Here is an 18986-nt window from a genome sequence, read left to right as displayed (position 1 = left end):
CCGCCAGATACCGCTCATGATATACATATCCGGCTCCACCACCCTCTGGCCGCCCTCGCGACCGCCCTTGCGACCGCCCTTCCGGCCCCTCTGCGCCCGCCCCGCCGCCACCATGCCCTACCCCGCCCTGACCACCGCCCGCCTTACCCTGCTGCCGCTAGGCATGGAGGACGCCGATGCCATCCAGCGCGTCTTTCCGCAATGGGAGATCGTGCGTTTCCTGGCGGATCAGGTGCCCTGGCCGTACCCGGACAACGGCGCAAGTGACTACATCGAGCGCGTGGCGCTGCCCGCCATCCGCCGGGGCGAACAATGGCATTGGACCGTACGCACGCTGGACGCCCCCGGCCGCCTGATCGGCGTGATCAGCCTGATGGACGACGAATCCCATAACAACCGCGGCTTCTGGCTGGCCCCGGACTTCCATGGCCGCGGCTACATGACCGAAGCCAGCGACGCCGTCACCGCCTATTGGTTCGAGGTGCTGGGCAAGCCGCTCCTGCGGGCGCCCAAGGCCGTCGCCAACACCGGATCGCGCAAGATCTCCGAACGCAGCGGAATGCGCGTGGTGGGCACCGAAGAGCGCGGCTTCGTCAGCGGCCGCCAGCCCGCGGAAATCTGGGAAATCACCCGCGAAGAATGGCTGGCCCGGCGCCAGCGCCATGCTTGAGCAGCGGAATACGACCCCATTTTTGGCGCCAGACCGCCGGCTGACTAAGCGGTTAAGCCGGCGCTTACCGGCCCTTTCGCCCTCTTTTCCGGCGGATTGACTCGCTCGGGTCCTGGCTAGAATTTCCCGAAAATCCGGCATTCCGCGCGCGGCATGCCTACCCTTTCGGCCAAGATCCATGAATCCGTCTTCCGTCATCGGCGCCGTCGTCGGCCTGCTTACCCTGCTGATCGTCGTCGCGCTGTCCGCCACCGACGCCAGCATGTACTTCAACCTGCCCGGCCTGGCCATCGTTCTGGGCGGCACCTGCGCCGCGCTGTTCATCGCCTACCCGCTGCCTGAAGTGCTGCGCATCTTCAAGCTGGTGCGCACCGTGTTCCGCAACGACCAGCACGACCAGCAGCGCGATATCGAAGAACTGGTGTCGATGGCGCAGTTGTGGATGAACACCGACGTCCACAAGGTCGAGCAAGAGCTCAAGAAGGTCTCGAACCCGTTCCTGCGCACGGGCGTGCAGCTCATCATCGACAACACCCCCGAAGACCAGATCATCGAAGTGCTGCAATGGCGCGTCGCCCGGCTGCGGGCCCGCGAACAGGCCGAAGCGCAGATGTTCCGCGTGATGGCCACCTTTGCGCCGGCCTTCGGCATGCTGGGCACGCTGGTCGCCCTGATCAACCTGATGGCGGTGCTGGGCGACGGCAGCATGACGATGATCGGCCAGCATCTGGCCGTGGGCCTGATGACGACGTTCTATGGCATCCTGCTGGCCAACCTGGTCTGCAAGCCGATCGCCTTGAAGCTTGAACGCCGCACCGCCCGCCGCATTGAATCCATGAACATGGTGCTGCAAGGCATCTCGATGATGTGCGAAAAGCGCGGCCCGGCGGTCGTGCGCGAGACCCTGAATTCCTTCGTCATGCACGTCGAAGACGAAATCTACGACGGCGGCCTGGCCGCCACGACGCAGCCCAAACCCAAGACGGAAGGCCAGGTCAAACCCGCCGCCCAACCCGTCTCCATCACCCGTCCGGCCGCCGCGCGTCAATGAGCCTGATTTCCCCTTCCCTGGCGCAGCGGATCGAACAGGCCCGCCAGGCCCAGTTGCGCGCCCAGAAAGCGGCGGACAACAGCGGCTGGCGCCCCAGCCAGACCGACCGCAAGGATCGTTACGCCCGCTGGCACGTCGAAGAGACCGTGGAGCAGGACTCCGAGAACTGGTTGCTGAGCTATCTGGACCTGATCACCCTGCTGCTGGCCATGCTGGTGGTGATGCTGGCGGTGGCGCGCCTGCACGGTCAGGCGCCTGCCGCGTCCGACACGCCCGTTGAGCTGGTCGGCACGCTGGCCGCAAGCGGCCTGCCTAAATACGATGGCGAATACGCCGAATTCGACGCCACGCCGATCCCTGCCAGCTGGGCCGAACCGCCCGCTGAAAGCCAAGCCGCCGAAGCGCCCCCCGTCGACGACGGCGTGAAAGTGGCCGACGCCGCCCCGCCGTTGAAGGCGCCTTCCAAGGAATCGCTGGGCCTGGGCGACCTGGGCAAGTCGGTGGACGTGATCATCAACGAGCAGTCCGTCAGCTTCCGCATCAGCAATGAATTGCTGTTCCCCTCGGGCCAAGCCACGCTCAGCCCCGCCGGCCTGGAGGTCATCAAGCGCCTGGCCGCCATCCTGACCAAGAACGAATATCAGGTGTCGGTGGAAGGACACAGCGACCCAGTGCCGATCCAGACCCGGCAATTCGCCTCCAATTGGGAACTGTCCAGCAGCCGCGCCACCAGCGTGCTGCGTGAACTGGTGCGCGACGGCGTGTCGGCGCAGCGGCTGCGTGCCGTGGGCTACGCCGAAACCCGTCCCATCGAGTCCAACGACACGCAAGCCGGCCGCGCCGCCAACCGCCGCGTCGAACTGATCATGGACATCGCGCCGAAGCAGACCCCGGTCAAGCAGGCCCAGGCCCCCGCCCAAGCTGCCGACCCAGCGCGGTGACCCGCCAGGGCTGACGCATTTCCGTACACTGGAGGGTGGACAAACTCTGGGCGGGCAAGATGACGCAATCGACGGCACTGGAAAGGCAGCTGGATTTTCTACGGGAAATCGACCGGCTGAAGACGGTCATCCGGCAATCGCCGCTGCTGGATCAAAGCCGGAAGGAAAACACCGCCGAGCACTCCTGGCACCTGGCGATGTACGCGCTGGTCCTGGGCCAGTATGCCGCCGGGTCGGTCAATATCAACCGGGTCATGCAGATGCTCCTGCTGCATGACGTCGTCGAGATCGACGTCGGCGATACGCCGATCCACGGCGGGCATTCCGCAGAACGGCAGGCTGAACGTGAATCCCAGGCGGCGACGCGGCTGTTTGGCCTGCTGCCGCAGGCGCAACGCGACGAATTCCTGGGGCTGTGGCAGGAATTCGAGCAAGCCGAGACCGACGACGCCCAGTTCGCGAAAGCCCTCGACCGTTTTCAGCCGCTGCTGATCAACATCCACACGGGCGGCGGCACCTGGACCGAAAGCGGCGTGTCGCTGGAACAGGTCGTTTCGCGCTATGGGCCCGCCATCAAAAAAGGCGCGCCCGAGCTATGGGCGGTGTGCGAGCGATGGGTCACACGGCATTTTTCGGGCCAGACGTGAAGAATAGGCCAACGGGCGCCGCCCGTGGGCAGCGCCTGATGGGCGGTGTGCGGCGGGCGCCGACCGCTACCCGCTGACAACCGTCTCGGCGGCCGGCGCTTCGAACGCGCGCATCGGAGGCAAAGCGTCGTCAAAGCGTTCGACCTGCACCGAAGTCAGTTGCCCGCTGCAGCCCTGCGCCAGCGATGAGGTACCGGCGTCGCGCGTCAAGATGTTCGGATTGCCATGGCCGCACAGCGCCACCTGGCCGCTGGCGTCCTCGACCGGGTCGTACCAGGCGCCGGTGGGCAGTTGCACCACCCCGGGCATGATGGTCGTGCTGAGCGCGGCGCTGGCCAAGCAGGCGCCACGCGCATTGAACAGCCGGACGATATCGCCATCGGCAATGCCTCGCGCGGCGGCATCCTGCGGGTGCAGCGTGCAAACTTCCCGGTCTTGGCGCTTTCGGGACGCGCTATGCGCGCCGAAGTCGAGTTGGCTATGCAGACGGGTGGCGGGTTGGTTGGCGACCAGGAACAACGGGAAAGCCGGCGTAGGCGCATCTTCCGGCGGCAGCCATGCCGGATGGCCCGGACAATCCACATAGCCGAAACCGGCAATGACCGGAGAGCTGATCTGGACCTTGCCGCTGGGCGTGGGCAACGGCTTGCCGGAGGGGTCTGCGCGGAACGCGCGCAAGATGCCGCCATCGTCATCTTGTTGGGGAAGCGTCAATTCGCCCTTTTCCCAGAATTGGTCGAAATCGGGCGCGTCCAGGCCTTTTTCCTGCAAGGCTACCCGGGTCTTTTCGTAAAGGTGGCGCAGCCATTGGCCACTGGTGCGACCTTCGGTAAAAGCCTGCCGCGTGCCCAGGCGCTCCGACAAGTCTGCGAAGATGTCGTAATCATCACGCGCCTGGCCGTTGGGCGCGGCGATACGGTGCATGGCCACCAGGAGCGGATCCGTCGGCGCGCCGCCGATGTCCTCGCGTTCCAGCGTCATCGTGCAGGGCAGGACGATGTCGGCATGGCGCGCCGTGGCGGTCCAGCCGATCTCATGAACGACGAATGTGTCCAGCGTGGCGAACGCGCACGTCAGACGCTTGAGGTCCTGGTGATGATGGAACGGATTGCCGCCCGCCCAATAGGCCAGGCGCACGTGCGGATACGGCATGCGCTTGCCGTTGTAGTCAAAGGGTTCCCCAGGGTGCAGCAACATGTCAGAAATCCGCGCGACGGGAATGAAGGCCTTAACCCCGTTGACCCCCTGCGGCAAGGACGCCACCGGCACGGCATTGCTGCGCTTGCCGTAATGCGCCAGCGTACCCAGCGCGTAGGCGTAGCCGCCGCCGGGCAAACCCAGCTGGCCGAGCGCGGCCGCCAGCACAGCCGCCATCCAGACGGGCTGCTCGCCGTGTTCGGCGCGCTGCAGCGAATGCGCGACCGTCACCAGCACCCGCTTGCCGCGCAACAGTCGCGCCAGCTCGGCGATCTTCGCTGCGGGTACGCCGCAAATGGCGGCGGCCCAAGCCGCGTTCTTCGCCTGTCCGTCTTGGCGGCCCAGCAGATAGTGCTGGAAATCCTCCCAGCCCTCGCAGAACTGCGCCAGGAATACCTCGTCATGCCACCCGTGGGCGACCAGCTCGTGCACCAGGGCCAGCATCAGCGCCACGTCGGTGCCAGGCACGGCCGGTATCCACTCCGCCTGAGCATCTGTCGGAAAATCCGATGACAACGGGCTGATATTGATGAAACGGCAGCCCCGCGCTGCGGCCTGGCGCATGGATTCGCGTTCGATATGGCGGCTGATGCCGCCACTGGCCACCCGCGAGTTCTTCAAAGCCATGCCGCCGAACGCGAGCACGACGTCCGTGTGCCCCACGATCTGCTCCCACGTGACGTTGCGGCGCGCCACGTCGTCCATGCTGCCCAGGATATGCGGCAGGATCACGGCCGACGCGCCGGCGCTGTAACTGTTAACCGATCGCACGTAACCGCCCAGCGCCGTATTCAGGAACCGGTGGACCTGGCTCTGGGCGTGATGGAAGCGCCCCGCGCTGGACCAGCCGTAAGAGCCTCCGAACACGGCTTGCGGACCATGCAAGTCCTTGACGCGCTTCAATTCGGCGGCCAGCAGGTCCAGCGCGTGCTCCCAACTGACTTGCACATAGCCGTCGCGGCCCCGAGCGGCGTCGGGTCCCGGCCCCCGTTCCAGCCACCCCCGCCGCACCATGGGCGCCTTGACCCGTACCGGGTGGTCCAGCGCGTTGGTGAAGTTCTGGATCAACGGATTGGGGTCCGGATCGCCCGGGTGCGGCAGCACCTCGAGCGCACCTTTTTTCCAGGCAGCGGAGAAAACACCCCAATGGGCACTGTGGGGTTTGCGGTCCGTGTCGGGACGGGGCGGGCGGGAGACAGAATCGTTCATGAGGGGTTCAGGCATCAGGGCCGGTGGCGATCGGGGCGTCTGGTTGCGCGCTCCATTCGCTCCACGAGCCAGGGTACAGGGTCGCGCCCGTCAACCCCGCCACTTCCATGGCAAGCAAATTGTGGCACGCCGTGACCCCGGAGCCGCACTGGCTGATGACGTCGGTCGGCGCGCGGCCGTCCATGCGCAACAGGAAGGCCTGACGCAACTGGTCGGCGGGAAGAAACCGGCCATCGGCGCCCAGGTTATCCCGGAAGAACCGATTGCACGCACCCGGAATGTGGCCGCCGACGGCGTCCAGTGTTTCGTTCTCGCCCCGGTAGCGGTCTGGCGCGCGCGCATCCAGCACGACGCGTCCGCCCGCGGCCAGCGCCTGGCGCAGTTGCACGTAGCCGAGCGTGGGCTGGCGGCTGTCGCGGACCGGCAGCGCGCCCGCGGCCCGCTTGGCGGGCGCGTCCGTGGTAAGCGGGTATCCCGCAGCTTGCCAGGCGCCCTCGCCGCCGTCCAGCACCGCCACAGCGTCATGGCCGATCCAGCGAAGCAGCCACCAAAGGCGCGCCGCGTACATGCCGCCTGCATTGTCATAGGCGACGACTTGCGTCTGGCGACTTACGCCCAGCGCGGCCATCGCCTGCGCGAAGGCCGTGCGGTCAGGCAGCGGATGGCGCCCGTTGCCCCCCGTCTTGGTGCCGCTGAGCGTATCTTCCAGATGCACGTAGGCCGCGCCCGGGATATGCCCGGCGTCGTAATGGCGGCGCCCCGCCTGCGCATCCGTCAGGTCAAAGCCGCAGTCCAGGACCAGGATGTCGTCCCGCCCCGGTTGCGCCAACGCGCGGGCCAATTCCTCCGCGGCGATCAAGGTGTCGTACATACGCGGTTCCCCATTCAAGCCTGGCCGGCCGCCAACGCGTCCATCGCACGCAGCGAATACACGTAGGCCGCACCGGCGTTCAGGGCGATGGCGGTACTCAACGCTTCGCTCAATTCCACTTCGGTCACGCCGGCCTTGCGTGCGGCGTCGGCGTGCGCCGCGATGCAACCGTCGCAGCGCGTCGTGACGGCCACCGCCAAGGCGATCAGCTCGCGCGTCTTGGCATCCAGCGTGCCGGTGGCGCCTTGCGCCTGGTTCAACGCGCGGAACGCGGTAAGTAGTTGGGGATTGTGCTTGCCCAGCGCTTCGCCCGCCTTGCGGTTGTTGGCGAGCGTGTCGGTCCAGTTCTGCAACATGAAGAAGTCTCCCGGTTTGAGGATGGTCGGGTTGTACAAGCGCGGCCCTACTGCCCGATCTGTTTCAGCAGGTCGGGGGTAGCGGCTTTGCGGTAATTGGCGATGTCCTGAATGATGTATTGCTTGAACTGGTCCAACGGCAGGTCGCGCTCCATGGCGGCGTCCTTGCGGATGGCGTTCTGCACTGACGTATCCTTCAAGGCGCGCGACAGGCTGTCGGACAATACCTTGACCACATCAGGCGGCGTGCCGGCCGGCGCCGCCAGGCCATACCATTGCGTCATGGTCATATCGATGCCAAGCTCCTTGAACGTGGGCACGTCCGGCAAGATCGGACTGCGCTGGCTGCCGGTCAACGCAAGCACGCGCAATTGGCCTTGCTGCACCTGCGGCACCAGCGGCGACGCGGTGGCGAAGAACATGTCGATCTGCCCGCCGATCATGTCGGTAATCGCAGGGCCAGACCCCTTGTACGGCACATGCAGCAGCTTCAGGTGTCCGAGTTCCTTGATGGTTTCCATGCCGATGTGGGCCGCCCCGCCGGTGCCGGTGGAAGCGAAGGTCAACTCCTTGTCCTTGGCGGTCTTGATCACTTCCTGCGCAGTCTTGAAGCGCGACGGTGTCGCGACGAACAAGCCATGCGGCGCTTCCAGGATCAGGCCGATCGGCGTGAAGTCCTCCGGCACCTTGTAGGGCAGGCTCTGCGGCTTCAGCGCGGGCGACACGGCCAGATTGCCGCTCATGGCCAACAGGATGGTGTAGCCATCGGGCGCCGCCTTGGCGACAAGGCCGGCGGCGATGTTGCCGCCCGCCCCCGGCCGATTCTCGACAATCACGGTCTGGCCGATCGTCTTGCCCATGGCGGTCGCGACCAGGCGTCCGTAGAGATCGCCTCCGCCGCCCGGCGGAAAACCTACCACCAGCGTGATGGGACGATCGGGATACGCGGCGTGCGCCACGCCGCCCGCCACAGCAGCCATGCCCACCCCTGCAACTACGGCGGCGGCCCCAAATCGCCGGCCCCGGCGGATGGTGAAAGAAATGCCCATAGTGTCTGTCTCCTGGCTTGTTTTTTTCAGGGAATCCGTCAGGCGCCAAGCCATCCGGCCTGTTGTCTCTGCACCACCCTGTCCACTGACGCGGCGCACTGCCCCAGATAGCCGGCAGGGTCGGTCAGACGCAGGATCTCGTCTTCGCCCAGCAGCGCCGCCAGGTCCTTATGCTGGCGCAATGCCTGGGCGAAATCGAGCTTGTGGGTGATGCCATGCATCGACGCTTCATAGATCCACTCATGGGCCGTCTGCTTGCCCACGCGTTCAGACAGTTCCAGCATCACGTGTTCGGAGAGCAGGTAGCCGCGCATGCGGTCCAGGTTCAACGCCATGGCGTCCGCATCCACCCGCAGTCCGGCCAGCAGGTTCTTGGCCTGGAACAGCATGGCGCCGGCGATCAGGCAGCACTCGGGCAACGCTTTCCATTCGATCTTCCAGGCCACACCGTCGCGCTCACCTTCCTGCACCATGCCTTCCAGCATCAACGCCGCGCTGGCACGCAACGGCCGGCACAAGCCGGCCAGGTTTTCGGCCGAAGTCGGATTGCGCTTGTGCGGCATGGTGGACGAGCCCAGCTTGCCCGCCGAGAACGCTTCCTCCACTTCGCCGAATTCGTTTCTTTGCATATTGAAGAGCTCGTTGCCGATCTTCGACAACGTGGCCCCCAGCATGGCCAGCACCAACGCGTATTCGGTGAACCTGTCGCGCGCGGGCGCCCAACTGACCGCGGGCGCGCCCAGCCCCAGCTTGGCCAGCGTGCGTCGCTCCACCTCTTCAGCCTGTTCGCCCAGCGACGCCTGACTGCCCACGGCTCCGGCGACCATGCCCACCAGCACCCGCGCTTCGGACTCTTTCAGGCGGTCATGATGGCGGGACAACTCGTCCAGCCAGACCGCGCATTTGTGCCCGAACGTGATGGGAAGCGCCTGCACTCCGTGCGTGCGTCCCGCCATGGGCGTGTCGCGATGTGCTTGCGCCAGCCGCGCCAACTCGTGCCCCACGGCCGCGACATCGCGCAAGATGACGGCGTGCACCGCTTTGAGTTGCAAGGCTACGCCGGTGTCGACCACATCCTGCGTCGTGGCGCCGTAGTGCACCCATTCGCCGTGGTCAGCGCCGCAACGCGCTTGCAATTGCTTCAGCGCAGGGACCAATGAATGCTTGATGCGCCGGATCTCTGCCGACATCTGGCTGATATCGATATTCGCGATCTTGGCCTGGGCACGGATCTCCTTTGCTGCCGCGGCCGGAATGATGCCCAGCTCGGCTTGCGCTTCGGCCAATGCCGCCTCGAAGTCAAGCCACTTCTGGATGCGGGTCTCTTCCGAGAAGATGTCGCGCAATTCGTCGGTGCTCCAAAGATGCTGGAGCGATTGCATGTCGAAGACGGAAACGGGCATGGCGCAGGATCCTGATGATTAGGAAGGTTGGCGGTCGGTACGCGGAAACAGGCGGCCGGGGTTGAATGTGCCCAAGGGATCCAGCGCGTGCTTGATGCGCTGCATGACCTCAACGGACACGGCAGGTTTGAACTGGAGAAACGCTTGCTGCTTGAGCCGGCCGATGCCATGCTCGGCGGAAATTGAGCCGCCCAATGCAGCGGCGGTTTCGTGCACGGCGTCATGCACCGCGTCTTCCTGCGCGCGGAAGGCGGCGTCGGCCATGCCCTCGGGCTTGCTCTGGTTGTAGTGGAGATTGCCGTCGCCGACGTGGCCGAAGCAGACGATGCGGATGCCGGGCATCAACGCCTGAAGCCTTGCGCCGGCGGTTGCGATGAATTCGGGAATCCGGGACACCGACACCGAGATATCGTGTTTGATGGACCGGCCGTCCAGCCGCTGCGCTTCCGGCACGTGCTCGCGCAACGCCCAGAGGTCGTGCGCCTGGCGGCCAGACGCAGCGATCACCGCGTCGGTGACGCCCCCCTCCTCCATCGCCGCTTCCAGCACGGCCTGAACCGCGGGCTCGGGATCCATCAGCGCCGAGGTTTCCGACACGTCGAAAAGCACGGCCCAGGGCGACGGTTGCCCAAGCGGATCGCGCATGCCATCCAAGGGATGCGCCAGCACCTGGGTCAAGGTCTGGCGTCCGATCAGCTCGAAGGCCGTCACGCGCTCGCCCACCGCATCCGTCAAGCGGGCCAGGAGATCCACCGCGGCTTGCGGCGTCGGCACCGCGACCCAGGCCGTCACGACCTTGCGGGGCAACGCGTACAGCTTGAAGGCCGCGGCGGTGACCACGCCCAGCGTGCCTTCGGCGCCGATGAACCATTGCTTGAGGTCGTAGCCGGTGTTGTCCTTGCGCAGCGTGCCCAACTGCGGCAGCACGCTGCCGTCGGCCAGCACCACCTCCAGGCCTAGCGTAAGGTCCCGCGTATTGCCATAACGCAGTACTTGTTCACCGCCAGCATTGGTGGAGACCACCCCGCCCACCGTGGCGCTTCCCTCAGAAGCGAGGGACAGGGCGAACAGCCGGCCGGCCTCGGAGGCCGCCTGCTGGGCGGCAAGCACCGTGCAGCCCGCTTCCAGCGTGATGCTGTTGTCCAGCGCATCCACGCGGCGCACAGCCGTCATGCGGTCCAGGCTCAACACCACCTCCCGCCCGGAGGCATCGGGCGTCGAGCCGCCGACCAGTCCGGTGTTGCCTCCCTGCGGCACCACGGCCACCCTGTGCGCCGCGCATAACGCCACCACGCGCGACACTTCCAGGGTGTTGGCCGGCCGCACCACGGCGCGCGCCACGCCCGGAAAGTTTCGACGCCAGTCCGTGGTGTAGCGCGCCGTATCGGCGTCGGCGGTCAACACGTGTCCCGGGCCGATGATGGCGCGCAGCGCCGTTGCGAGAGCATCAATCTGATTGGGCATAATGCTACGGTCCGCGTGGCCGGGCGTCATGCCCGGCGTTTGCGTGTCTCCTGGTTGAAATCGAGCGGCGTTCCCTGGTCCGGTAGCCGACTTTCGTTTCATTGATTAAAATATGTTTTATTGAACAAAACTATAGGAAGCATCTGAAACCGTGTCAAGCGAGAATTCCCCTAAGCCGCCCGCCGGCGTGCTCGAACGCGGCATTTCCGTTCTGGAGTGCTTCGGCGAAGACAATCTGCGCCTGTCGCTGCGCGACCTGGCTGAACGCACCGGCCTGGACAAAGCCACGCTGCTGCGCCTGCTCGGCGTGTTCATCAAGGCGCGCATGATTCATCGCTACGACAGCAGCACCTACGCGCTAGGACCGGCGCTGCTGCACATGGGCATGCTCTACCGCGACACGTTCGACCTGGGCTCGCGCTTGCAGCCGGCACTGCGCAGCATCATGGAACAGACAGGCGAAACCGTTGCGCTGTACGTGCGCAGCGGTGAAGACCGCATCTGCCTGTACCGCGAAAACACCTCCAGGGAAGTGCGTCACCACGTCGAGGTCGGCAAGCGGATCAGTCTGAAGGATGGCGGGTCTTCTGCGCATGTGCTGCGGGCGTTCACCGGTGGAACCACGCCCCTTGCTCGCGGCATCCACGAACACGGATATGCGATGACCCGTTCCGAACGGGTTGCCGAAATGGCATCGGTGGCCCTGCCGGTGTTCGATGCCGACGACGCCTTCATCGGTGCGCTGGTCGTACTCGGTTTGGCATCCCGCCATGACGAGGCCGCGCAGCTCAAGGCAGTGGAAATCGTGCGCCACGAGCTCGCCCTGCAAGGATTTCGCACCACGCCCCCTGCGGCCTGGACGCCCAAAGCCGACGCCTGAAAACGCCGGCGCCGGCCGGCCCGACGCCCCTAGGAATGCGGCGCTGCCCCAAACAGCCCAGGCGCTGGCAGGCAGATGTCCGCGTCCTGGCCGGCATCCGTAAAACGCTCGCACCAAGCCACAATGGCCCTCGCTGCGGCGTCGTCCATCGCGGGCGCGAAGGCGCGCATGCGCGCCTGCAACGACGCCCAGTTATAGGGATCTTCCGGATCCCCCTTGCGCAGCTTCCTCAGCGCGCTCCATTGCCGCCCGTCTTTCAGCGTCAACGTCACGCGGCAAGGGCGCAGGCGGGGGAATTCCTGCTGGAAGACCTCGCTTGTGCGCACCGTGATGCGGCGCGCCAGCGCCAACAGGCCCGGCGCATGCAGGTCCGGGGATTCCATGTCTTCAATGCCCAGCTTGCCCGCAAGCAGCAAACGCGCCACCACGTACCGCAAAGAGAAGCACGTTTCTGCCGGCTTGGCGGGCCACTCGACCCCGGCGATCTTCAGCGCGTGCGTGAAGATCTCCACGTCTATGGATTCGATCTCATCCGGCGCGGGTGCATGCTGGTCCATCAACTCCCGGGTAGCGTCCAGCGGCGTGAAAAGCTGCGCGCAACAAGGCCAGGCCTTGATCGTGGCAGTGTTCACGCGTTCGGGCGCATCCAGGCCGCCGTCCAGCGCGTCCAGCGGGCCGTCCCCGGCCAACAATCGATACAGCCCGCGTGAACCCGTCGCAAAGCGCTGTGCGCCGGGCAGGCCGGCGCGCGCGGCATAAGCCGCCGCCATGCCGTTACGCACGGCGAATGCCGGATGCAGCGATTTGGCCTCGTGCGCGTCATCATCGACCAACTGCCATAACCCGGCCGCCTGCGTGGCGCCGATTCCCAGGGCATGATGCAGCATGGCCGGCGTCAGCCCCATCGCGACCCCTGATGCCGCCGCCGCCCCCACGGCGCCGGCCGTCGCGGTGGCATGAAACCCCGCCGCATGGCGTGTGCCCAGCGCTTCGCCCAAGCGCAGCGATACTTCATAGCCGGCGATGACCGCGTCGGCCACCTGCCGTTGCGTCATGCCTGCGCTGGCCGCCAATGCCAACACCGGTGTGACGGACACCACACCCGGGTGCAGCATGGCGGCACGGTGCGCGTCGTCGATTTCCCGAATATGGGCGATGGCCGCATTGGCGAATGCCGCCCCGTTGGCGTTCATCTGGGCGCCCCCAAACACGGGAGCGTCCCCTGCGCCGGGATGGCAGTCCCCCGCCACGCGGCGGTAGTTTTCCGCGCAAGTTGCAGTCGCCCCCGACCAGCCGGCCGTAAACCAATCCAGGAAAGCCTGGGCCAGACGCTCGCGTGTATGTGAAGCGATGGGGCGTTGCGACAAGCCGCAAAGGTGGACGACAAGCGAGTTTTCGCGGGTGAGGACGGGACGATTCACGGTTTCATCTAATGGAATTTATTTTATTTAATGAAACATTACCCGATCTTCACGTCAATGAAAACCTCCCGTACCGTTGCGAGTTCGTTCCTGGTTTCACGAGCGGCTTTCGCATCGATTTTCCAGGAAGACTGACGTAAGCTTTCCGAACCCGCCACCGTGAGCCAGAATCCGGAAACCCCATGTCCTACCTGCTGCTGATCGTTGAACCCGTGGGCCAGCGCGCCCAACGCACGCCCGAGGAAGGCCGCGAGGCCTATGCGCAGATGGTGCGCTATGCCGAAGGGTTGAAGGCGCGCGGCCTGCTGACGCAAGCTGAATCCCTGAAATCCGAGTCCGAAGGCGTGCGCCTGCAAATCCGCGACGGCGAACGCTCGCTGGTGGACGGCCCCTACGCCGAGGCCAAGGAAATGATCGGCGGATTCTTCCTGCTGACGTGCGACAGCCGCGAAGAAGCCCTGGCGCTGGCCGCCGAATGCCCGGCGGCGCAATGGGCGACGGTCGAGGTTCGTGAATTGGGACCCTGTTTCATGTAGGGCCTCCCGCTCGACGCCACGCCCCGCACAGCAAGTCCCCGGCAAGAAACCGGAGCGCCGGCCCGAAAAAGCCGGGCCAGGCCTGGCCTGTCGGTCAACAGTTTCCTTTCTTGGCTTGTCCGGGCGGACAGAATCCGCCACGGCCACCCCCGTCATGGGGATCGACAACGACCGAACCGCTGGGCGTGTAAACGGCACAGCCGGAAAGCAAAATGGCCGCCAAGGCCAGACCGCACAACATTTTCATATCAACCCTCGTTTGGAACAAAACGCTGCGAGTGTAGGAGAGGCGGCTGCAACCAGGTCCGGCGGTTCGTAACAGGCTGCATGGCGGCTTCTTCCTGGCCCGCATCCCGGTATTTACCCTAGGACCGAAAATTCTTTGTCGATCCAGCGTCTTCCCGTTCGTCGTCCCAGTACAAGCCGAAAGTCCCGACGGGAACCCAGGCTGCGATGTCCAACCCCCAGGAGAGACTCAGATGCGATTCATGATCATCGTCCGGGCCACGCCCGACAGCGAAGCCGGCCTGATGCCGGAAGAAAGCCTGCTAGCCTCAATGGCGACCTACCATGAAGCGCTGGCCAAGGCCGGCGTGCTGCTGGACGCCAACGGCTTGAAGCCCTCGTCCAAAGGATGGCGTGTGCACTACGAGGGAGGCCAGCGCACGGTGGTGGATGGGCCTTTTGCCGAGACCAAGGAATTGATCGCCGGCTATACCATGATCCAGGTGCGCTCGCGCGAAGAGGCGATGCAGTGGGCGCTGCGTTTTCCCGAACCCTTCATCGGCCAACCTTGCGACATCGAAGTACGCCAGCTGTACGAGCTGGAAGACTTCGCCCCCAGCCAGGCCGTTGACCGTTTCCGTGACATTCCAGGCGTCAGCCGCTGATCGCCCTGGCCGCAACGCGCCAGGCCCACACCGGAGCAAACCCATGCACAAGCAGATATTCGTCAACCTCGCCATCGGCGACATGCAGAAATCCCAAGCCTTTTTCAAGCGCCTGGGCTTCACCTTCAACCCGCAGTTCACCAACGACCAGGGCGCCTGCATGGTCATCAGCGACGACATCTACGCCATGCTGCTGACCAAGGACTTCTTCCAGGGGTTCACCGGCAAGCCGCTGGTCGACGCCACCCAGGCCACCGAAGTACTGATCTGCCTGTCTTGCGAAAGCCGCGCCGAAGTCGATGATCTGGTCGCCCGGGCGGTGGCCGCTGGCGGCACTGCGCCGCGTGCGCCGCAAGACCATGGCTTCATGTACGGCCATGGCTTCGAAGACCTGGACGGCCATATCTGGGAACTGGTGTACATGGTTCCGGGCGAAGCGGCCGGCGCATGAGCCAGGCGGCAACCCATCGGGCCATCGAGGCGGTCTGGCGGATCGAAGCCGCCAGCGTCATCGCCGGCGTCGCGCGGCTGGTGCGCGATGTCGGCCTGGCTGAAGAGCTGGCGCAGGATGCGCTGGTGGCCGCCCTGGAGCGCTGGCCCGATACCGGCGTGCCGGATAACCCGGGAGCGTGGCTGATGACCACCGCAAAAAACCGCGCCCGCGACCGCTTGCGCCTGGACGCGCTGCACACCCGCAAGCACGATCAGATCGGCCACGAGCTGGAGGCCTTGCAGGCCGACGTGGAACCCGATTTTGTCGATGCGCTGGACGCCGCCCGCCAGGACGATATCGGTGACGACCTGCTGCGCCTGGTGTTCACCGCCTGCCATCCGGTGCTGTCCACCGAAGCGCGCGTGGCGCTCACGCTGCGCTTGCTGGGCGGTCTGTCTACCGCAGAGATCGCCCGCGCCTTCCTGGCGTCGGAGTCCACGATTGCCCAGCGGATCGTGCGCGCCAAGCGTAGCCTGACCGCGGCCAAGGTGCCCTTTGAAGTGCCTCGCGAGCAGGACCGCGGCCCGCGCCTGGCGTCCGTGCTGGAGGTCATCTACCTGATTTTCAACGAAGGCTATTCGGCCACGTCGGGCGATGACTGGATGCGCCCGGCGCTGTGCGACGAAGCGTTGCGCCTCGGCCGCATCCTGGCTGAACTGACTCCGGGCGAAGGCGAGGTGCATGGGCTGGTGGCGCTGATGGAACTGCAGGCCTCCCGCCTGCGGGCCCGCACCGATGCGCAAGGCCGCCCGGTGCTGCTGATGGAGCAGGACCGCGGCCGCTGGGACCCCTTGCTGATCCGGCGCGGACTGGCGGCGCTGGCGCGGTCGGCCGCCCAAGGCGGGGCGTTGGGCGCGTATGCCTTGCAGGCCGAATTGGCGGCCTGCCATGCGCGCGCCCGCACGCCGCAGGACACCGATTGGCCGCGCATCGTGGCGCTTTACGACGCGCTCGCGCAAGTGATGCCGTCGCCAGTGGTGGCGCTGAACCGCGCCGTTGCCGTCGGCATGGCGTTCGGCCCGCAAGCGGGGCTTGACCTCGTCGACGCGCTGGCGGCGGATGCAGCACTGGCCAACTACCATTGGCTGCCCAGCGTGCGCGGCGACCTGCTCGCCAAGCTCGGCCGCCACGCCGAGGCCTACGCGGAATTCGAGCGCGCCGCCGGCATGACGCGCAACGCCCGCGAACGCGAGTTGCTGCTGGCGCGCGCCCGCGACATGCAGGGGCAAGACCCCTCGTCCAACCCGGGGTGAGACCGCACGCTCCCTTCGACTGTCAAATATTGTCAATGCACACGCCGCGGCCTCCTGCCGGGAGTAGCCTCATCCGACACAAAAATGCGGGGGATGGAGCGGCGCATGAACAAGACTGGCACGGTGTTGCTGGCGTCGGCGGTCGGAGTACTGGCTCTGCTCGTACCCTTCTCGTTGTCGTTGCTCTTGGCGCAAATCCAGGGGCGCGAGGATGTATTGGCCACGCTGCATGACATGGCGGACGATGTGTTGCAACGTGCCGACACCGCACGCCTGCAAATCAGCGACGCCATCAGCGCCCTGAACAACCATCCCGCCGGCCCCCCTTGCTCGACGGAACAACTGGCCCGCATGAGCATGCTGTCCGGCTCTTTCAGCCACGTGGCGGGCATGGGCCGCCTCGAGAACGATGCGCTTATTTGCACAACGCTCGGCACGCAAGATATCCGCATCAATCTCGGCAAGCCCGACGCCAATCGCCAGTCCGGATTGCACTTCTGGAGCGCGGTCGAACTGCCCGGCCTGCCGGGCCAGGCCTTCAGCGTGGTGGGACGCGACGGATATGCCGCGCTTGCCGACGCCGATCTGGGGCTGGATCTGCTGAACCGGGATTCCGCCGTGTCCCTGGCATTCTTTATCGGCGGCCAGCACCAGATCGTGGGACACCGCGGCGCCATCCGCGGGGAATGGGCCCACCGCTATCGCGACCAGCCCGTCCAGTTCGAAGACAACGGCTATCTGGTGGTCATCCGGCCGTCGCAGACGACCGACAGCGCAGCGCTGGCGGCCATACCATCTTCGCTGGTGGCGGCGCAGGTACGGCGTTCCGCGTACGTACTGGGACCCGTTGGCCTCGCCCTGGGCGTGCTGCTGACGGGCGCCGTTGGCGTTGTCGCGCGGCGCCGCTTGTCCTTGAGCGGCGAGTTGCAGGCCGCTTTCGAGCGCGACGAGTTCTTCGTCGAATACCAACCCATCATCGATTTGCGCAACGGCCGGTGCGTGGGCGCTGAAGCGCTGGCCCGGTGGCGCAATGAAGACGGCGTGCTGGTCAGCCCGAACGTTTTCATCCCGCTTGCGGAGGCGCAAGGGATGATCGGGCGGATCACCGCCCGCGTGATGGAGATCGTCGTGCGGGAAGCTGCCGGGCTGCTGCGGGCGAACCCGGGCGTGCACATCTCCATCAACCTCTCATCCGAGGACCTGCATTCGCACGATGCCCAGATGCGCATGAGGGAATTGGCGCAACACGCAGAAATCGAACCGGCCAGCCTGATGTTCGAAATCACCGAACGCGGGCTGATGGCGCCGGAAAAGGCGCGCAATGTGTTGTTGGCGGTGCGCGCAGGTGGCTTCCGCATGGCAATCGACGACTTTGGCACGGGGCATTCCAACCTGTCGTACCTGGCGACTTACGAACTGGATTTCCTGAAAATCGACAAGATGTTCGTGGACACGCTCGGCACCGAGGCGCCGACCAGCCTGGTGACCTTCCACATCATCGACCTGGCACGCTCGCTGGGCATGCAAGTCATCGCCGAAGGCGTGGAAACGGAAACACAGCGGGACATCCTGCAAGCGCGCGGCGTCCAATATGCGCAAGGCTGGCTGTTTGGCCGCCCTATGAGCATTCAGGAACTCCAGGGATTCATTGCACAGGTGGGCCCTGGCGTGCGCCACGCGTCCGTGTCCCCCTGACGCGGTCTTTGCGGCATGCTTAAATCCCAATCATGCGTTCCGATTCCGCCGCCTCTGCCGAGCTGGGCGCGCCCGTCCTGACGGGCGTGCCGGCGGCGTTCGACCATCCCAATGACCGTGCCGAATTCCGTCATGCGGCGCACCAGCCGGGCGTGGAGCTGTACCGCGCGCACATCGTGCGCCACGCCTTCGAACCCCACACGCACGAGGCCTATGGCCTGGGCGCCATCGAATCCGGGGTGGAACGTTTCCGTTACCGGGGCGCGGAGCATCTGGCACCCTCCGGTTCGGTCGTGCTGATGAATCCGGACGAACTGCACACCGGCCAGGCGGAAACTGAGACCGGCTGGCGCTACCGCATGGCTTACATCGACCCGGACGTGGTGGCGCGCGTCACCGGGGAATCCGATTGGTGGTTCGATACGGCCGTCGGCCACGACAGCGCTTGCGCGCAGCGCGTCACCGCCCTGCTAGACACCCTGTGGCAGGCGCGCGAACCGCTGGCCTTCGACAGCGCCTTGTACACGTTGCTGGGCGAATTCCGCCGCCACGCCCAAGTGCCCCGCGCCGCGCCGGACGAAGGCGCGCTGCGCTTTGCGCCCGTCATCGATTACCTGCGCGCCCATCTGTCGCGTCGGCTGACGCTGGACGAACTTGCGGCGGTTGCGGGACTGAGCCCGTTCCACTTCCTGCGCCGCTTCCAGGCGCAGCACCACGCCACGCCGCAACAGATGCTGATGGCCTTGCGGCTGTTCGAAGCCAAGCGCTTGCTGGCTGCGGGCATCGAGCCCGCCCAGGTGGCGCTGGCCGCCGGCCTGACCGATCAGGCGCACTTGACCCGCGCTTTCTCGCGCCGCTACGGCGTCACGCCCGCCCGCTACCAGAAGCAGGTCCGCGGCTAGCCGGGGCACCGCAATCTGGTACAAGACCGGCCTGCCCGCCGCTGGCTAGACTGCCCGC

Annotated in this window: 18 protein-coding genes; 11 read left to right on the top strand and 7 right to left on the bottom strand. The window is 65.8% G+C overall.

Features of this window, described 5'->3' with window-relative positions:
- Positions 1-112 precede the first annotated feature (112 nt).
- From AC3WMU_RS04340 to AC3WMU_RS04325, 4 genes are all read left to right on the top strand, one after another.
- Positions 113-670 (top strand): GNAT family N-acetyltransferase, encoded by a 558-nt coding sequence (locus AC3WMU_RS04340; RefSeq protein WP_492281899.1) that lies wholly within the window; start codon positions 113-115, stop codon positions 668-670.
- Between the two features lie 178 nt (positions 671-848).
- Positions 849-1721 (top strand): motility protein A, encoded by an 873-nt coding sequence (locus AC3WMU_RS04335; RefSeq protein WP_006224372.1) that lies wholly within the window; start codon positions 849-851, stop codon positions 1719-1721.
- Complete coding sequence (locus AC3WMU_RS04330) at positions 1718-2662, top strand: OmpA/MotB family protein (RefSeq protein ID WP_492281898.1); 945 nt, start codon at positions 1718-1720, stop codon at positions 2660-2662. Before AC3WMU_RS04335 ends, AC3WMU_RS04330 begins: the two co-directional genes overlap by 4 nt.
- Before the next feature lie 59 nt (positions 2663-2721).
- Entirely contained in the window at positions 2722-3309 is a 588-nt protein-coding gene (locus tag AC3WMU_RS04325) for an HD domain-containing protein (RefSeq protein WP_492281897.1), read from the top strand.
- A 66-nt stretch (positions 3310-3375) separates the two neighbouring features.
- On the opposite strand, the gene AC3WMU_RS04320 is transcribed toward AC3WMU_RS04325, so the two are convergent.
- Genes AC3WMU_RS04320 through AC3WMU_RS04295 form a run of 6 tightly spaced genes read right to left on the bottom strand, consistent with a single transcriptional unit; the run spans position 3376 to position 10858 of the window.
- Positions 3376-5715, bottom strand: coding sequence for a molybdopterin-dependent oxidoreductase (locus AC3WMU_RS04320; RefSeq protein WP_035212953.1), 2340 nt, complete (start codon positions 5713-5715; stop codon positions 3376-3378).
- Positions 5716-5722: 7 nt separating this feature from the next.
- Positions 5723-6586, bottom strand: coding sequence for a sulfurtransferase (locus tag AC3WMU_RS04315; RefSeq protein ID WP_492281896.1), 864 nt, complete (start codon positions 6584-6586; stop codon positions 5723-5725).
- Positions 6587-6600: 14 nt separating this feature from the next.
- Positions 6601-6942, bottom strand: a complete 342-nt coding sequence (locus tag AC3WMU_RS04310) for a carboxymuconolactone decarboxylase family protein (RefSeq protein WP_035213000.1) — start codon at positions 6940-6942, stop codon at positions 6601-6603.
- 47 nt (positions 6943-6989) lie between these two features.
- Positions 6990-7991, bottom strand: a complete 1002-nt coding sequence (locus AC3WMU_RS04305; RefSeq protein ID WP_492281895.1) for a Bug family tripartite tricarboxylate transporter substrate binding protein — start codon at positions 7989-7991, stop codon at positions 6990-6992.
- A 38-nt stretch (positions 7992-8029) separates the two neighbouring features.
- Positions 8030-9394 carry an adenylosuccinate lyase gene (gene purB / locus AC3WMU_RS04300; protein ID WP_006224365.1) on the bottom strand — a complete coding sequence of 455 codons (1365 nt, stop codon included), beginning with the start codon at positions 9392-9394 and terminating at the stop codon, positions 8030-8032.
- An 18-nt stretch (positions 9395-9412) separates the two neighbouring features.
- Positions 9413-10858 (bottom strand): FAD-binding oxidoreductase, encoded by a 1446-nt coding sequence (locus AC3WMU_RS04295; RefSeq protein ID WP_492281894.1) that lies wholly within the window; start codon positions 10856-10858, stop codon positions 9413-9415.
- A gap of 151 nt (positions 10859-11009) precedes the next feature.
- Between AC3WMU_RS04295 and AC3WMU_RS04290 the strand changes: the two genes are divergently transcribed.
- Positions 11010-11738, top strand: coding sequence for an IclR family transcriptional regulator (locus AC3WMU_RS04290; protein ID WP_234704784.1), 729 nt, complete (start codon positions 11010-11012; stop codon positions 11736-11738).
- A gap of 29 nt (positions 11739-11767) precedes the next feature.
- On the opposite strand, the gene AC3WMU_RS04285 is transcribed toward AC3WMU_RS04290, so the two are convergent.
- The gene (locus AC3WMU_RS04285; protein WP_280026035.1) at positions 11768-13159 is read right to left on the bottom strand and encodes an MmgE/PrpD family protein; all 1392 of its coding nucleotides are present in this window, start codon (positions 13157-13159) and stop codon (positions 11768-11770) included.
- Between the two features lie 182 nt (positions 13160-13341).
- Between AC3WMU_RS04285 and AC3WMU_RS04280 the strand changes: the two genes are divergently transcribed.
- The 6 genes from AC3WMU_RS04280 (at position 13342) to AC3WMU_RS04255 (ending at position 18928) form a co-directional block, all read left to right on the top strand.
- Positions 13342-13695 (top strand): YciI family protein, encoded by a 354-nt coding sequence (locus tag AC3WMU_RS04280; RefSeq protein ID WP_006224361.1) that lies wholly within the window; start codon positions 13342-13344, stop codon positions 13693-13695.
- Positions 13696-14174: 479 nt separating this feature from the next.
- Positions 14175-14585 (top strand): YciI family protein, encoded by a 411-nt coding sequence (locus tag AC3WMU_RS04275; protein ID WP_006224360.1) that lies wholly within the window; start codon positions 14175-14177, stop codon positions 14583-14585.
- Between the two features lie 43 nt (positions 14586-14628).
- Positions 14629-15036 (top strand): VOC family protein, encoded by a 408-nt coding sequence (locus AC3WMU_RS04270; protein WP_006224359.1) that lies wholly within the window; start codon positions 14629-14631, stop codon positions 15034-15036.
- Positions 15033-16331, top strand: a complete 1299-nt coding sequence (locus tag AC3WMU_RS04265) for an RNA polymerase sigma factor (RefSeq protein ID WP_006224358.1) — start codon at positions 15033-15035, stop codon at positions 16329-16331. Before AC3WMU_RS04270 ends, AC3WMU_RS04265 begins: the two co-directional genes overlap by 4 nt.
- Positions 16332-16436: 105 nt before the next feature.
- A complete protein-coding gene (locus tag AC3WMU_RS04260; protein WP_006224357.1) occupies positions 16437-18026 on the top strand; it encodes an EAL domain-containing protein in 1590 nt (529 codons plus the stop codon).
- A gap of 32 nt (positions 18027-18058) precedes the next feature.
- Positions 18059-18928, top strand: coding sequence for an AraC family transcriptional regulator (locus tag AC3WMU_RS04255; RefSeq protein WP_006224356.1), 870 nt, complete (start codon positions 18059-18061; stop codon positions 18926-18928).
- Positions 18929-18986 lie beyond the last annotated feature (58 nt).

It is taken from the genome of Achromobacter sp. FW305-C-13, from assembly GCF_058783475.1.
Note: the sequence above shows the minus strand (reverse complement) of the source record. Positions and strands in the feature narration are given on the sequence as shown.